Origin of the sequence: Stackebrandtia soli (assembly GCF_965137155.1) — a bacterium.
Lineage (GTDB): Bacteria > Actinomycetota > Actinomycetes > Mycobacteriales > Micromonosporaceae > Stackebrandtia > Stackebrandtia soli.
Window position 1 is genome coordinate 41259 of record NZ_CBCRZX010000001.1, and the last position, 15098, is coordinate 56356.

Consider the following 15098-nt stretch of genomic DNA (forward strand, 5'->3'; position numbering starts at 1 on the left):
AATCTCATGGCCGAACCCTCCATCAACGTTGATCTACAGTGGTTTGATCTGAAGGCCGACCCGGCCGTGATCGACACCGCCGCGACCGCCTGGACGACACTCGGTGGCGTCGGCGACGACACCGGCACGGACCTCAACACCGCCGCGCAGGTCGTCTACGACGACCCGTGGGAGGGTGACACGCGGGAGGCGTACGAAGGCCAGCAGAAGAAGCTGCGCGACAGTTGCGTCGGGATGGTGGAGGCCGCGAAGCCCATCGCGACCGCGCTCGGGAACATCGCCTCGGCACTGCGATCGAAGCAGGGCGACTTGACCACCCTCAAGTCGGAGATCACCGGCGCGGTGGACTGCACCATCGGCGGACAGCAGATCACGTTCCGCCCGAAGACGCCCGAGGAGTCGAAGAAGGTCCTCAAGTCCGTCACCGATGCCAAGGCCATCCGCTCCGATTTGGACACGACCTTGTCGACGGAACAGGGCAAGCTGTCGGCGGCTCAGGCCGAGTGGACCGCGATGTCCTCACAGTGGCAGGCGATCGCCGACGGGGGCGTCGACGGCGCCTTCCCGTTGCCGCCTGAGATCACGACACCCAGTTCGATCACCATGCCCGACGGGACGGTCGTCCTGAGTTCGGGTTCCGGCAACGACGACGTGAGCGTCACGACGAAGCCGGACGGCACCGTCGTCGTCACCGTCAACGGCCAGACCAGCGAGTACCCGCCCGGCACCGAGGTCGTGCTGCACACCGGCTCCGGCAACGACAATGTGGAGGTCGACCCGAACGCGAACGTGCCGACCACGGTCGTCTCCGGCGACGGCAACGACACCGTCGACACCGGAGATTCCGGCCTACTCCCGAGCAACGGGTCGAACACCGGCCACACCGTCCTCTCCGGCGACGGCAAGGACTCCATCACCATGGGAGACGGCGACAACCGCGTCTCCACCGGTGGTGGAGACGACTCGGTGACCCTTGGCGACGGCGACAACATGGTCTCCACCGGAGACGGCAACGACGCGGTGGACACGCCCAGCTGGTTCCAGGGGCCCGGCGGCGGTGGCGACAACATGATCTCGACCGGGCGCGGCGACGACACCGTCGAATCGGGTTCGGGCGACGACCGTGTCTACGGTGGCGACGGCGCCGACAACATCCGCAGCAGCTCCGGCAACGACACCGTCGTCGCCGGTCGAGGCGACGACAAGGTCTTCTCCGGGGACGGCGACGACCAGGTGTACGGCGGCGACGGTCGCGACTATGTGGATGGTGGGGACGGCGACGACCGCGTCAACGGCGGTGAGGGCAACGACGTCCTGTACGGCATGCACGGCGACGACGAGATGTACGGCGGCACCGGCGACGACTACATGGAAGGCGCCCGGGGCAACGACAAGGTCCACGGCGGCGACGGCGACGACCTGCTGTCCGGCGGACGCGGCGACGACGAGATCTACGGCGGCGACGGCAGCGACAAGATGTACGCCGGACACGGCAAGGACTACACAGACGGCGGCGACGGCTCCGACACGGCTTTCGCCCAGGACGAGGACTCCACGTCCACCGGGACGGAGACGACGGAGAAGGTCGACATCGTCGACCACAGCTTCATCAAGGTCGAAGGCGACGAGGAGTTCACCAACCGGACCGAAGCCGACCTCGACATGCTCGCCGCGTCACCGACCGGGCAGGAGGGCATCGAGCACCTGCGCGACCACCGCGACCCGAACATCTGGGGCGGCAACCACGAGCTGACGATCCGCGAGACCGAAGACGGGAACTCCGCATCCAGCGGCGACCAGAGCATGTGGGGCAACAAGGATTCCGAGATCAACTACAACCCGTCGGGTGTGCAGGGTTGGGACGAGCGCCCGCCCGTGTTGGGCCTCTACCACGAGATGGCGCACGTCAACACGTTCTGGGACGGCAGCTACGACGGCGACAAGGTCGGCGGAAACGGCCCCGACCAGGACATCAACAAGGCCGAACGGCAGGCGACCGGCTTGCCCACCGACGGCCGCGCGTACGATCCGGCGAACCCCGAGGCCGACCTGGAACTCGACTACGAACTCACCGAGAATGGACTGCGTGATGAATTCGGGCTCCCACCGCGGACGACGTACACCTGACGGGCGACGGTCGGCGCGGCGCGGCGCGGTCGCCACGGCGGCACTGCTGCTTCTCGCGTCGTGCCAGGGCACGCCGGAGGAGCGCGAGCCGTCCGGATCACCCGTCGAAGCCGAAGTCCTCGTTCTGGAGAACGGCCCGGACGGCTCCGCCGCGGCACCGAGCTACCTCCCTCCGGTCATCGCGGACACGCCGATCGATCCACTGATCGCCGGCGGTTGGGCGGCGGCCGGCGCCGATGAGTACGGAGTCGACCCGGAGCCACGCGACCCGTTCGCCGTCGAGGTGCCACCGGGGCAGGAGAACGTGCGGTACGTGGCGTGGCGTGGCTCGACGGGTTGCTACGGCGCGACCGACGCTCGCCTGGCTCGCGACGGTGACGACCTGCTCGTGACGTTCACGGCCAAGGACGACAGCGACATCAACTGCGAAGTCCTGAACTACGCGTATGTGCAGTTCGCGGTCGACCCGACGGTCGTCGACGGAGTCGCGACCGTCAACGGCGTGAAGCCGGTCGACGGAGTCGGCCCCGGGGTCCTCGTCGACACGATCGATCTGGGTGAAGCGTGGGAGACCCCAAGTGGCGATTGGGAAGCCCCGCCGACCGAGATCACCGAGGGCGGTCCCGAACTGCACGCGGCGCTCGAGGCGTCGGACACCGACGCGATGGACGAGGTCACCGAGCTCTTGAACGCCCGGCCCGAGGCGGACCGGAGGCGCTTCGCCTTCGTCCTGCACGGCTGCGAGGACGCCGTGCCGGCGCTCGTCGTGACGCCGCTGGTGGTCACCGCGGAGTTGGGCGATTGCACGGAGCGGACCTTCGTGCTGGCGGTCTTCGACGTGGACGCCGAGCTGCTGCCTCCGAAGGCGGAACTCGGGCTCTACGGCCGCGCCGACGGTTGAGCCCCGCCGAGCGTCGGGCGGATCGCCGTCATGGCCACGGCGAGCGGACCGTCGCGCTGAGGTAGCTGGTCTTCCCGGCGCGCGCCGTCTCGTCGGCGTCGATGATCGACTGATACGTCGGGCGGTCTCCGACCCGGACGACGCCGACGAAGACCGGCGGGTCCTGGGTGACCGGCAACGCGGGAAAGTCGTTGACGCTCGACTCGGTGTGCAACGTCGCGAGGACCGCGCCGTCGGCCCGCTCGACGCCGGGACGGACCCGTTGGTCGAACCAGTCGGCGATTTCCGCCTCCGTCCGGTCTCCGCGCTCCCACACGGTGACCGCGACGATGTCGCGTCCACCGTCCCTGGTGGAGGGCGGTCGGATTGACGTCGGAGTGAGGGCGCCTGGTCGAAGCAACAGGACGTCGTCGGAGTCGATCATCGTGGCGTTGGCGGCGTCCCGGTGGGCGGCCCACGTCGGTCCACCGTAGAAGGTCGTCAGCATGCGGTGTCGCGACGCCATGTCGGCGAACGCGCGAAACCACACGAAGCGGTCCTCGTCGTCGTCATCGCGGAACATGCCGGGCAGGACGGCGCCCAGTTCCTCCTGCGACTCGACGAACTCTCGCTCGAAGAGCTCGACGAGTGTGTCGCGTCGCCCGGGGTGCAGCCGGTACCTGCGCAGCTCGACGACGCCGAGTGGGTCGGTCTCCATGGTGCTCCTCTCGATCGAGCCGGACGGTAGCACCCCGGTACGACACCGACGACAGAAAGTCCATTCAGGATTTTAGGACGGCGGCCATCCGATCGACCGCCTCAATGATGATCGACTTCGATGTGGCGAGATTGAGTCGGACGAAGCCCGCGCCCTCGGAGCCGAACTTGGTCCCGGAGTACAGCGCGACCCGACCGCGCTCGGCCAGGAACGTCGCCGGGTCGTCCATGCCGTAGGCACGCATATCGATCCAGGCGAGGTACGTGCCCGCGGGTTCGCGGTATCGCGCGTCCGGCAACCGGTCCGCGAGCAGCTCCGACAACAGTCGCTTTCGTTCCACAATGCCGGCGCGAATCAGATCCAGCCACTCCTCGCCCTCGCGGAAGGCCGCCTCCGCCGCGATGACGCCGAACAGACCGGCGCCGGCCCACAGCTCCTCCGGGAACGCGGAGGTGTCGGCGAGCGAACCGGGCACGAGCAACGCGGCCTTCAGTCCGGGCAGGTTCCACGCCTTCGAGGCGGCCACGCAGGTGAACGACGCCGCGGCCACCGGGTGATCGAGGGACGCGAAGGGAACGTGACGGATCGCCGGGTCCGTCAGGGGCGCGTGGATCTCGTCGGCGATGACGGTGACGCCGTATCGCTCGGCGAGGTCCGCGATCGCGGCCAGCCCGGCGCGATCGAAGACGATCCCGGTCGGATTGTGGGGGTGGCACAGCAGGTAGGCGCTGGCACCGTCGGCGAAATCGCGTTCGAGCCGGTCGAGGTCGAGGGAGTGGCCCGCCTCCACGTCATAGGCGAGCGGACTGGAGACGATGACCCGATCGAGGGCGTGCAGCGCCTCGAAGAACGGCGGATAGACGGGCGTCGAGATCACGACCCGATCGCCGACGTCCGTGCAGGCGCCAAGCGCGATCCGCACGCCGGTCATGACGTCGGCGACGAGACGGGGCGCCTCTCCGTCGACCGTCCAGCCGTAGCGGCGCGCGGCAAAACCGACGAACGCGGCCGGGAGGTCTCCCTCGATGGCGTAACCGGTGTCGCCCAAGGCAACGGCGTCATTGAGCGCGCTCTGGATCGGCGGCGCCAACGGGGTGTCCATTTCAGCCACCCAGAGCGGCAGGACGTCCGGGTCGTACATCCGCCATTTGACGCTGCGTCTGCGGCGCAGGCTCTCGAGCGACAGTTCCTCGAAGGGGGACACCGTTGTTTCCGTCATGTCTTCATCATGCCCATCGCTCGCGGGGCCGGCATTCGATCGTGGTGCTCGCCACCGCTCGGAAAAAGCCGGTGCCGCCGCGTCGCGGGAGGCGAAGCGGCGGCACCGGCGGCAATGCGTTAGCGGTCCCGGGGGCACTAACCTGATCGTATCGATTATCGGCGCGCGGTCAAGCCGTCGTGATCGTGGACGGCCGAACCGGACCCACCGCGCCGCTCATCGTTTCGATCGATCGGTGTCCCTATTTACTGCAGGTGGGATCCGCCGTGGCGGGGACGCTGATCGCGTCGAACGCCGTCTTGGTCGCGTCGTACTCGGCGCACGTGGTGAACAAGTCGCTGGAAGCGGCGAATTCGAGCGCTGCGACGCGAGTGTCCTCATAGGTCCAACCAGAGGTCTTTCCCATGAGAGCGCCCATGAAGATCTTGCCGGCCGTCTCGATGCCGAGTCCTTCGGCGATGGTCGAGCCGTCACAGGTGGTGCTGCCGGGGACGGCCGCGCTGTCGCCCGGCTCGGTGCCCTCGGCGAGGAGGTAGAACCAGTGGTTGATCGGACCGGCTCCCGCGTGGACCTCGGTGTTGGGGATGTCGGTCGACCAGCACGCCGGGTCGTCGAGCGCCGCCGGGTCGTACATGTTGCGAATCGGCTCGCCGACCGTGGAAAGGCCGCCTTCCTCGCCGACCAGGTAGTCGGCCGGGTCGTGACCCTCGTCTGCGGGCTGCGCCGCGTACCACTCGGTGAGCGCGCCGAAGATGTCACCGGCGCCTTCGTTGAGGCCGCCGGTCTCGTTACCGCCCGAGGAACCGCCCGGGGTGAACTGGAAGATGCCGTGGCCGAGCTCGTGCGCGACGATGTCCATCGGCGTCAGCTGGCGCTGCTCGTCCGAGGAGTGGCCGAAGTGGGCGCTGGAGCCGGTCCAGTACGCGTTGACCATGCTCATGCCCACGTACATCGGGAAGCCTTTGCCCTCGCCGTCGATGCCGTCACGGTCGAGCCACGCGGAGAGCATGTCCCATTCCTGACCGGCGGCGTACATCGCGTCGACGCACGCGGTGGCAAGGTCGGTGCCGGTGCCGTCGCCCCAGCTGTCGGTGTCCTTCTCCATCGGGTCGCCGCCCTCTTCGGCGCAACTGACTCCGAGACGGTCGGCGTCCTTCATGACGTAGTGGCCGTCGATCGCCGTCGTGCCGAACTCGACGGTGCCGGGGAAGCCGTTGTAGTGCGTCGAGCCGGTGCCCGCGAAGACGCGGTCGACGGTCGTGAGGACCTCGCCCGTCATGGCGTCGACGTAGGTGTCGCGCAGGATCGGCGCGCCGTCCTCATCGACCGTCTCCTGTGTGCTCACGTAGGACAGTGCCGGGTCGTCCCAGGCGAGCACGACGAGTTCCGCGGTCGAGGCGTCCGCGCCGACGGCGGAACGCGCCGAGGACGCGCTGAGCTTCGGCTTGATCGTGTCGAGGTCGATGACCTCGTCTTGCGCCACGGAGGTGTAGACGGTCTCACCCTTGTCGTCCACGGCGATCACGAAGTCGCCACCGACGACGGGAAGGCCGCGATAGGTGCGTTCGTAGGAGACGAATGTCAACCCGAGGGTGTGGGTCGCGGACACGGCCGTCGCCTCGTCGGCGGAACTCAGGTGCAGACGGGGATCGGCGGCGCGGACGAGGGCGTCGGCGGACGTGAGGGCGGTGGAGGTCACATCGGGCTGGGCGGTGTCGGCNGGGTCGGCCGACGCGGTGGCGCCGACGATCCCGGCACCGACCGCGAGCACGGCGGCCCCGCCCGCTGCGAGCAGGCGTCTCATGGGGGTGGTCCTCTCGTAGGGGGACGATTGGGAGGGCGCCGGGGGTGGCCGCCGATTCCCGCTCGTGGGGTGCCCAACGAGAATTCCATACCGAGTAGTTAATGTCAATATTTAGATTGAATGACCATTTGGGGGATGCTCGAACACTCGCGGGGCGGCCGCCAGTGAGCCTCGTGACGTCGCGATCGCCACCGCTCCAAGAGAACTCGGCATCGATGCGAGCAAATCGCCTGATCGTCCCCATCGCGAATCGAAAAAGACTCCGACCGGCGCGACGCGTGTCCACGCCGCCCTCGAACGGTTCGATTCCCGGCCGTTTGGGAAACGACGCGACCGCTAGTGGAAGATCGGCGACGTCCGTCGGCCCGTGTGGAACGCGAACGCGTCGGGAACCTTGACCTTGTGCCCACGGAACAAGGTGAGCGCCACCGCCTCGTCCTCGGTGAACCACCCGACGTCCAGCGACTCGTGCGTCACGACGGCCTCACCGCCGACCACATGTCCTTTGAAGACATTGTGATAAGCGTGGCGAGCCATCACCTCGCTCACGCCGCGATTGTCGTAGATCCCGATCAGATCCGTGACCGCGATGCGCAGCCCCGTCTCCTCCACACATTCACGGATGGCCGCCTCCGACGGCGTCTCACCGACATCCGCCGCACCGCCGGGCATGCACCACTCACCACAGTCGGAGCGCTGGATCAGGAGTACGCGACCGGCATCGTCGAAGACGGCGACGTCCGCCGTCACGAGCGGCGTGATCATGTCGATGTCGGCGAGGAAGATCCGCTCCAGCTCACCGGCGTCGCGGACGTCCACGATCGACAGAGCCTCGGCCGCGATCGCCATGAGCTTCTCGTACCGCTCCCGGTCGTAGGGGCTTTGGGTGTACCGCAATCCATTCGCCGCCAACGCTCGCAGTTGATCGGCCAGTGCGGCTACTCGCCGGGATGACTCCACCGTCGCTCCGTTCCTCGATCGACCACATGTATATCCGAGACGGCACTCGAACGGCCACAGCGTCGTCTCAGCTCCACCGCGCCACAATCTCCACATGACTGACTGGGCACCGTACATCGCCGCGACCACCGGACGCGATCCGTCCGCGCGCTGCCTCGGCGCGATTGAGCGCTTCGATGTTCCGGGCCGTGCCGCCGATCTCGGATTCGGGGCGGGGAACGAGACGCTGAGTCTCCTGGAACGCGGTTGGCGCGTGCACGCCGTCGACGCGGATCCGGCCGCACACAAGGAACTCCTGGACCGCGTGGGTCCGGCACAACGACGGCGCCTGACGACCGAGCGAACGCACCTCGCCGACGCCACGCTGCCGAAGTGCGAACTCGTCTACGCCGGTTCCAGCCTGTGCTTCGTCCCAGAGGAGGACCAGCCTCGATTGTGGAGTGCGATCGCCAGGGCCGTGGTGCCCGGTGGCTGGTTCGTCGGGAGTCTACTCGGCGAGCGCGACGGCTGGGTCGGCGGCGAGGAACCCGCCGTTACGACGCACGACAGACAGGACATCGAACGACTCCTGGTCGACTTCACGCTCGTCGAGCTCACCGAGTCCGAGTACGACGGTAAGACGATGCGCGGCCCGAAGCATTGGCACAGTTGGGAAATCGCGGCCCAACGGAGGCCGTGATCAGGCGCCGCGGTCGGCCTCGACCGTGGTGCGTTCCGACAGGTCGACGCGAAGGTCGGCGAGCATCGTGTGGGCTCGTCGAGTCTCGTCGAGTTTCTGCGCCTCCAGATCGGCGACGGCGAGGCCGACGGCACCGGTCGGAACGCGATCGATCGGTCGCCCCTCCGGGTCGTAGATGGCGCTGCCTCCCGACAACGTCCATGGTGGAGGACCACCGAGCGCTCCGGCGAACACGACGTAGAAGGTGTTGTCCAGCGCGCGGGCCGCGTGATACAGGTCCCGTCGATGCTCACCGCCCACGTTGAAGGCCCCGCCGGTGACGTACGCGTGGCAACCGGCGGTCGCGGCGGCGCGAGCGTGCTCCGGAAAGGTCGCGTCGTAACAGATTCCCAGGCCGAGCCGCCATCCGTTGAGCACGAGCGTGGTTCCGCGGTCCCCCACCGTGAACATCGGACGCTCCACCTCGACGAGGTGCTGCTTGTGATAGACGTCGCGGACCTTGCCGAACTTGTCGATCAACAGAGTAGAGATGAAACGGCGCGACCCCTGATGCACACTCGCTCCGATGAGGACGGTGATGCGGTGCCGCTGCGCCATCGCGCGGACGGGATCCAGGCGACGGTCGGCCACCTCCCCGTAGAAGTCGACCTCCATGTCGCAGGATGCCGGCCGGGCCGCCAACGTCGGCGGGTGGTAGCCGGGCAGGAACAGCTCCCCGAAGACCACGAGATCGGCACCCGCGTGGTCCGCCTTGTCCACAAGCGCCGCGGCGGTGTGGGCGTTGCGCTCGACGTCGCCGGGTACCGAGACGGCCTGAGCGGCGGCCACCCGTAGGAAGGCCGATGGATCATCGGGATGCATCACACGTCAATGGTGCCAGGCGTCCGAACCATGACAGAACGGACCGAACGGGTGACGTGTCGCGGTCCATCATCGATAAAGTTGAGGGCTCACATTGCGTGGATTCGTTCCGCCTGTCACGATCATGTGGTGCCTAGGGTCAGTCCAGAACAACTCAACAGCCGGCGTCGCGAGATCCTTGCCGGTGCCCGCGCGTGTTTCGCCCGCTACGGGTACGAGGGCGCGACCGTGCGTCGGTTGGAGGAGGAGATAGGCCTGTCCCGGGGGGCGATCTTCCACCACTTCAAGGACAAGGACTCGCTGTTCCTCTCCGTCGCGGAGGACGACGCGATCCAGATGGCGGAGACGGTCGCGCAACACGGGCTCGTCCAGGTGATGCGCAACCTCTCCGCCGAAGCGGACTCCCCCGAGACGACGGGTTGGCTCGGTAGCCAACTCGAGGTGAGTCGGCGACTGCGCACCGACGACGGTTTCGCGCGGGCTTGGGAAGACCGCAAGCACGCGATCGCGCAGGCGACCAGGGAACGTCTGCAACGCCAGCTCGACGCCGGAATCCTGCGAACCGACCTGCCGATCGAGGTGCTCGCCGGTTTCCTCGAACTCGCCTACGACGGCCTCATCACGCACCTGGCGATGGGATCGACGTCGACCGACATGACACCGATCCTCGATCTCGTCGAGGCGGCCGTCCGACGACGCCCGTGACCGGCTCATGATCGAGGTGTGGGAGCGCTTCGGGCCGGTCATCGTCGCCGCCGTCGCGATCATCCCCGTGGCCGTCGCGCTGGCCGTCGTGCTGACCCGGCACCGGGTCGCGCGCGGGATACCGCTCGGCGAGGCCAGAAGACGCAGCCGGGCGGAACTCGCGATCGTCGCGGGGACCTGGCCGTGGCTGTGGATGATCCTGACGCCGACCGATGGCGAACGGGCGGTGCGGCTGGTCCCGTTGGTCGATCTGACGGACGTGCTCATCTCGGCCCCCTCGGTCGTCGTCGTCCAGGTCGTCGGGAACCTGCTCGTGTTCGCCGCGTGGGGCTGGTGCGGTCCCATCCGCTTCCGAATCGGACCGGCCGAGGTGGGCGGAGTCGCGCTCATCGCCTCCGTGACGGTCGAGGCGTTGCAGTACGGGTTGAGCCTCGGCCGTGTGTCGTCAGTGGACGATGTGTTGATCAACGTGCTGGGCGCGGTCCTGGCCGCCTCGGTGTCGGTCCGGCTCAATCGCGAGCGTCGGGACGCCGTACCGGTGTGACGTCGTTCGTCGAGCGCGGGAACCGCGCATCGCCTGTCCGGAACCGGATCCGATCGTGGCCGCGTCGGCGCGGCCTCCCACCCGACGACGGTCGCGACGGTCGTCGTCCCCGAACACACGACGTGTCCGATTCTGGAAAAGGCCGACGGCCGGACGGTTTCTCGTCCGGCCGTCGCCTTCTCACAAGTTTCGACTAGTCGCGGTCGCGCCAGTGCGAACGTCCGCTGTCACGGGAACCCTGGCGGTCGAAACCGCCGCTGCGACGGTCGCCGCCGTTGTCGTCACGCCAGCTCGGCCGGCGGTCGTCACGGTAGCCGCCACCGCTGCGGTCGTCACGACGCGCGCCGTGGCTGCTGCCACGGTCGTCACGACGGCCGTAGCCGCGGTCGTCCCGGCGTGCGCCGTGGCTGCTGCCACGGTCATCGCGACGCGGACGGTCCCGGTCGTCACGACGACCGCCGCCCTGCCCACGGGAGGGCTTGCGTCCGAAGGAACCACGGTCGCGGTCACGATCGTTTCGGTCGCGACGCGGGCGATCACGGAACTCGCGCGGCTGCTCGACCTGGATCTCGCCGGACCGTTCCTTCTCCGCGCGGTCGCGGAGGCGAGCGGCCTCACCGGACAGCACGGCGGCCCGCTGCGCGAGCTCCTCCGAGCGCCGGGCGAGCTTCTCGGCCTCGCGCTGCGCCATGTCGGCCTCGCGCGCGACCGCGTCGGCTTCCATGTCGGTCAGCGACCGAGCGCCCGTGATGCGGGCGAGCTCGTCGTCGAACATGCCGTTGACGATGTGGCGGGACACGTCGACGTTGACGCGCTCCAGCATCCCGAAGACGGTCTTCCGCTGGTGCGGGAGCGCGAGCGTCACGACGGTGCCGCTGCGTCCGGCGCGAGCCGTACGACCGGCACGGTGCAGGTAGTCCTTGCCGTCACGGGCGGGGTCGACGTGCAGGACGAGGTCGATGCCGTCGACGTGGATACCGCGAGCCGCGACGTCCGTCGCGACGAGCGCGTCGAGGCGACCGGACTTGAAGTCCTCCAGGACGCCGGTGCGCGCCTGCTGAGTCATGCCGCCGTGCAGCGCGTCGGCACGGATACCGGCCTCGCGCAGCTGTCCGGCGACTCGGTCGGCGCCCATCTGGGTCCGCACGAACACGATCGTGCGGCCCTTGCGGGCGGCGATCGCGGACGTGATCGGGGCCTTCGTGTTGGGCTTGACGACGAGCACGTGGTGGCTCATCGTGGTCACGGCACCGGCCGACGGGTCGACCGAGTGGGTGACGGGCTTGGACAGGTAACGCCTGACCAGCGTGTCGATCTCCTTCTCCAAGGTCGCGGAGAACAGCATGCGCTGCCCACCGGCGGGAACCTTGTCGAGGATCTCGGTGACCTCGGGCAGGAAGCCCATGTCGGCCATCTGGTCGGCCTCGTCGAGGACCGCGATCGACACAGCGTCGAGGAAGCAGACGCGGCGGTCGATCAGGTCGCGGAGGCGGCCCGGTGTGGCGACGAGGATGTCGACGCCGTGCTTGAGGGCCTCGATCTGCCGGGACATCGACGTACCGCCGCACACGACCTTCATGTCGAGGTTCATGATGCGGGCGTACGGGTCGAGGGCCTCGGCGACCTGCATCGCCAGTTCACGCGTGGGCGTGAGGATCAGGCCGCGCGGGTGCTTGGCTTCGGTCGTCGAACCGGGCCGAGCGAGACCGAGCAGCAACGGCAGGCCGAAGCTGAGCGTCTTGCCGGAGCCGGTGCGGCCCCGACCGAGGATGTCGCGCCCGGCGATAGCGTCCGGAATCGTCGCGGCCTGGATCGGGAACGGCGTGGTGACACCGTTGCGGGCCAGCGCGTCGACGATGACGCCGGGGAGTCCGAGGTCTCCGAAGGACGGTCCGGTTTCCACCGGTTCGACGTCTTCGGCCTCGATGTCGAGCTTCGTTTCGGCGTCGACGGACGCGGTGACGGCGTTGTCGAGGGTTTCGGCCTCGATGGCGTCGTCCGAAACGGATATGACGGGCTGCTCAAGGTGAGCAAGGGTCATTAAAGAACCTTCCACAGTAGTCTGAAGTCTCAGCACGTACCGCAGAAACGCTCGCGTTGATCGCCTGTCGCGATGAGAGCCGGAGGTTTGTCGGGACGCGCCGGTGGCGCCGTCGCAGATGATGGAGGCGCCCTGAAATGGGTCAAACAGCTTGCCAGTCTAGACCATTCGGGTCCGGCCTGGCACCCGGTATCCATGGCGCGCTTGGTCACAGCGACCGCTGGGCCTCCGCGGCGGCTTTGAGGTCGGTGAGGCGCGTCTTCCAGAACTCCTTTCGGAGCCCCATCGTCTCGGCGTCCGGGAGCTTCTCATGGCTTATCGCCACGAGGGTCTTCTCGGTCCCCTTGGGCGTCAGCCAGGCGCTGAGACGCGAGCCGTCGGGGAGCTCAAACCTGGCCGTCCCGGGGCGCGTCATCGTACGGGCGGTCAGCTCGACGTCGGGCAGCCACGTGGCCCGCTGAGCCTCATCGATCACCAGGTCGAAGACCCTTTCGTTGGGCGCGTTGATCGTCTTGCTCGCGCTCGCGTTGAACGTGCCGTCGGCTCGCTGGCCGGGCTGGCGGCCCCGCCGTTCCTGCTCGAATCCGACGGTGATGGTCTGCGCCCACCAGCCCTCAACGCCCCACTCGACGAGCTTGGCGGCGATCTCCCGGTGGCCACGATCGCGGGCGCCCCACTCGTCGAGACGCGTGAGCCAGCCGTCCCAGTCCGCGCCGGTCGCCGCGCGGAGGGTGGCGTCGTCGACGCGCGCACGTTGCCGTGCGGGAGAAGAGGTCATGGACGTGACCGTACCCACAAAAGATTGGCACGTTGACGGAACCTCTCACCGTGTTGCGACGTCTATGTCGGTATGAGAAGCATTGCTTTGATCCTGGCAGCACTCACCCTGGCCGCATGTGGGCAAGGCGGGCCCGACGAACCCACCGACCCCAAGGACGCCGAGGCGTTCAACGAGCGAGCCGAGGAGGTCGCGGCCGCATGGAAGGACGCGGACCCCGCCTCGGCTTGGGCGGATGAACTGCGCGTCTTCGACGTCAAGACGAGCCCGCCGAAGGGCGTCGAACTGACCGAGGCCCAGTCGAGCGCCTTCTTTGTCGGCTACTTCGACCTGGACGCCGAACTGCCGGAGGACTCCTTCGCGCGTTCCGTGACGCTTCCGGACGACAGTGAGGTCGCGGTAGAGATCCTCAATCCGCACACCGCGTTCGAGGGCCTGGCGTTCGGAGGGGAACCGCCAGCCGACTGCGCGAACGAGACCGAACCGGACGACGGCGAGAGCGACGACCCGGACGGAACGGCCTCGAACGCCGCGCCGTGCACGGTGTTGACGGTGACGAAGGTCGAAGCGGGAAGCACGACGCGCTGGACCAATCATGGGCTACTGTCCCTCCCCGCCTATCTCTACACGGTGGACGGTATCGAGGGCGAGTTCAGCCAGGTCGCCGTGGCGCTGCCGGAGCGTCCGGAACTGCCGGTGGTCGAGGTCCCCGAGTTCGAACTCGGCGAGGACATGAAGTCGGCGGCGTACCTGGTGTCCATGTCAGACAGCCAGTTGGAGTACACGATCGGAGTCGGGGCGTGCGATGAGAAGTTCCGTCCCCTGGTCCACGCGACCGACGAGTTCGTGATCGTCGCCGGCAGCGCCACCTACGACGGATCAGAGGCGTGCACCGACCAGTTGATCTACCAGCCGGTCACGGTCGCGCTCGACGCGCCGCTCGGCGACAGGATGGTCATCGACGCGGTGACCGGGACGATGTTGACCGCCGGCGAGGCGATGTTCTAGGAACCACACCGACGAAGGAGGGCCGCCCGTTCGGGCCCTCCTCTCATGTCGTCGACGCTACCGACCCATCGCCTCGGGCGGCAGGATGACCGGCGGCTCCTGCTTGCGGAAGAACTCGTTCGACGCGGGCAGCGCCAGCAGGATCACGACCGCGAGGTATCCCAGCAGGCTCACGATGAGGCTGATCATGGACCACGCCCCGTACCAACCGGGCAGCGCGTCGTTGCCCGCCTGGACCATCGCGTCGAGGTCGACGCCCTCGACCTCACCCAGGGAAGCCAGGCTGAACGACGTCAAGACCACGTTGCACAGCAGGAACAAGCCGCTGAGGACCCAGGTGACGACGCGGCTGGCCCGCGAGCCTCGCCAGTTGAACACGGCGGTGACAAGGTAGGCGAGCGCTATCACCAGCGAGAACGCCATCGAACCGAGGTTCGCTCCACTACCGCCCGTGTACTGGTCGATTTCGCCGGGTGGGACGTTCTGGCGTTCCAGTTCGGCGCGCATCGCGTCGGCGATGGTGTCGGCGTAGATCATGCTGAGAATCGCGCTGATCACCGTCAACGCGACGAGGATCACCTGGATCACGACGGCCGTGGTGACGGTTCCTGGTCGCCGCCTCGGCATCAGATTCGCGCTGGTCATTGTGACTCCCTTGTACGTACTCTTTGGACTTCCCACCCGATGCTAAGGGGGAGGAAAGGCCGATGAGTCCGTCTTGAGCAGGAAATCGTCGTCGCCGCGAGGTCCAAGCGGTCTCGTCCGCGACGTCGA

Annotated in this window: 14 protein-coding genes; 6 read left to right on the plus strand and 8 right to left on the minus strand. The window is 67.8% G+C overall.

Annotation, left to right across the window (positions count from 1 at the left end; all coding sequences use genetic code 11):
• Window positions 1-6: 6 nt before the first annotated feature.
• Window positions 7-2127, plus strand: a complete 2121-nt coding sequence (locus ACM9NP_RS00220) for a M91 family zinc metallopeptidase (RefSeq protein WP_415644472.1) — start codon at window positions 7-9, stop codon at window positions 2125-2127.
• Window positions 2090-3028, plus strand: a complete 939-nt coding sequence (locus ACM9NP_RS00225; protein ID WP_415644473.1) for a hypothetical protein — start codon at window positions 2090-2092, stop codon at window positions 3026-3028. The genes ACM9NP_RS00220 and ACM9NP_RS00225 overlap by 38 nt, the downstream gene beginning before the upstream one ends.
• A 28-nt stretch (window positions 3029-3056) precedes the next feature.
• Here ACM9NP_RS00225 and ACM9NP_RS00230 read toward each other — a convergent pair whose 3' ends face one another.
• From ACM9NP_RS00230 to ACM9NP_RS00245, 4 genes are all read right to left on the minus strand, one after another.
• Entirely contained in the window at window positions 3057-3725 is a 669-nt protein-coding gene (locus tag ACM9NP_RS00230) for an NIPSNAP family protein (protein WP_415644474.1), read from the minus strand.
• Between the two features lie 64 nt (window positions 3726-3789).
• Window positions 3790-4944 carry a MalY/PatB family protein gene (locus ACM9NP_RS00235; protein ID WP_415644475.1) on the minus strand — a complete coding sequence of 385 codons (1155 nt, stop codon included), beginning with the start codon at window positions 4942-4944 and terminating at the stop codon, window positions 3790-3792.
• A 241-nt stretch (window positions 4945-5185) separates the two neighbouring features.
• On the minus strand, window positions 5186-6664 hold a 1479-nt coding region (locus tag ACM9NP_RS00240), incomplete at its 5' end, for a M4 family metallopeptidase (protein ID WP_415644476.1).
• Between the two features lie 420 nt (window positions 6665-7084).
• Complete coding sequence (locus ACM9NP_RS00245) at window positions 7085-7708, minus strand: NUDIX hydrolase (protein ID WP_415644477.1); 624 nt, start codon at window positions 7706-7708, stop codon at window positions 7085-7087.
• A gap of 94 nt (window positions 7709-7802) precedes the next feature.
• Between ACM9NP_RS00245 and ACM9NP_RS00250 the strand changes: the two genes are divergently transcribed.
• The gene (locus tag ACM9NP_RS00250) at window positions 7803-8387 is read left to right on the plus strand and encodes a class I SAM-dependent methyltransferase (RefSeq protein WP_415644478.1); all 585 of its coding nucleotides are present in this window, start codon (window positions 7803-7805) and stop codon (window positions 8385-8387) included.
• Here ACM9NP_RS00250 and ACM9NP_RS00255 read toward each other — a convergent pair whose 3' ends face one another.
• A complete protein-coding gene (locus ACM9NP_RS00255) occupies window positions 8388-9248 on the minus strand; it encodes a carbon-nitrogen hydrolase family protein (protein WP_415644658.1) in 861 nt (286 codons plus the stop codon).
• 129 nt (window positions 9249-9377) lie between these two features.
• On the opposite strand from ACM9NP_RS00255, the gene ACM9NP_RS00260 reads away from it, so the two are divergent.
• Window positions 9378-9953 (plus strand): TetR/AcrR family transcriptional regulator, encoded by a 576-nt coding sequence (locus tag ACM9NP_RS00260; RefSeq protein ID WP_415644479.1) that lies wholly within the window; start codon window positions 9378-9380, stop codon window positions 9951-9953.
• Window positions 9954-9960: 7 nt separating this feature from the next.
• Window positions 9961-10497: a VanZ family protein gene (locus tag ACM9NP_RS00265; RefSeq protein WP_415644480.1), complete on the plus strand. Its 537-nt coding sequence runs from the start codon at window positions 9961-9963 to the stop codon at window positions 10495-10497.
• 193 nt (window positions 10498-10690) lie between these two features.
• Here the strand turns inward: ACM9NP_RS00265 and ACM9NP_RS00270 are convergent, their stop codons facing one another.
• Both ACM9NP_RS00270 and ACM9NP_RS00275 read right to left on the minus strand, forming a co-directional pair.
• Window positions 10691-12538: a DEAD/DEAH box helicase gene (locus tag ACM9NP_RS00270; RefSeq protein WP_415644481.1), complete on the minus strand. Its 1848-nt coding sequence runs from the start codon at window positions 12536-12538 to the stop codon at window positions 10691-10693.
• Between the two features lie 208 nt (window positions 12539-12746).
• Window positions 12747-13316: a hypothetical protein gene (locus tag ACM9NP_RS00275; protein WP_415644482.1), complete on the minus strand. Its 570-nt coding sequence runs from the start codon at window positions 13314-13316 to the stop codon at window positions 12747-12749.
• A 72-nt stretch (window positions 13317-13388) separates the two neighbouring features.
• Between ACM9NP_RS00275 and ACM9NP_RS00280 the strand changes: the two genes are divergently transcribed.
• A complete protein-coding gene (locus ACM9NP_RS00280) occupies window positions 13389-14324 on the plus strand; it encodes a hypothetical protein (RefSeq protein WP_415644483.1) in 936 nt (311 codons plus the stop codon).
• 57 nt (window positions 14325-14381) lie between these two features.
• On the opposite strand, the gene ACM9NP_RS00285 is transcribed toward ACM9NP_RS00280, so the two are convergent.
• On the minus strand, window positions 14382-14969 hold the full coding sequence (locus tag ACM9NP_RS00285; RefSeq protein ID WP_415644484.1) for a hypothetical protein: 588 nt from the start codon (window positions 14967-14969) through the stop codon (window positions 14382-14384).
• Window positions 14970-15098: the final 129 nt, after the last annotated feature.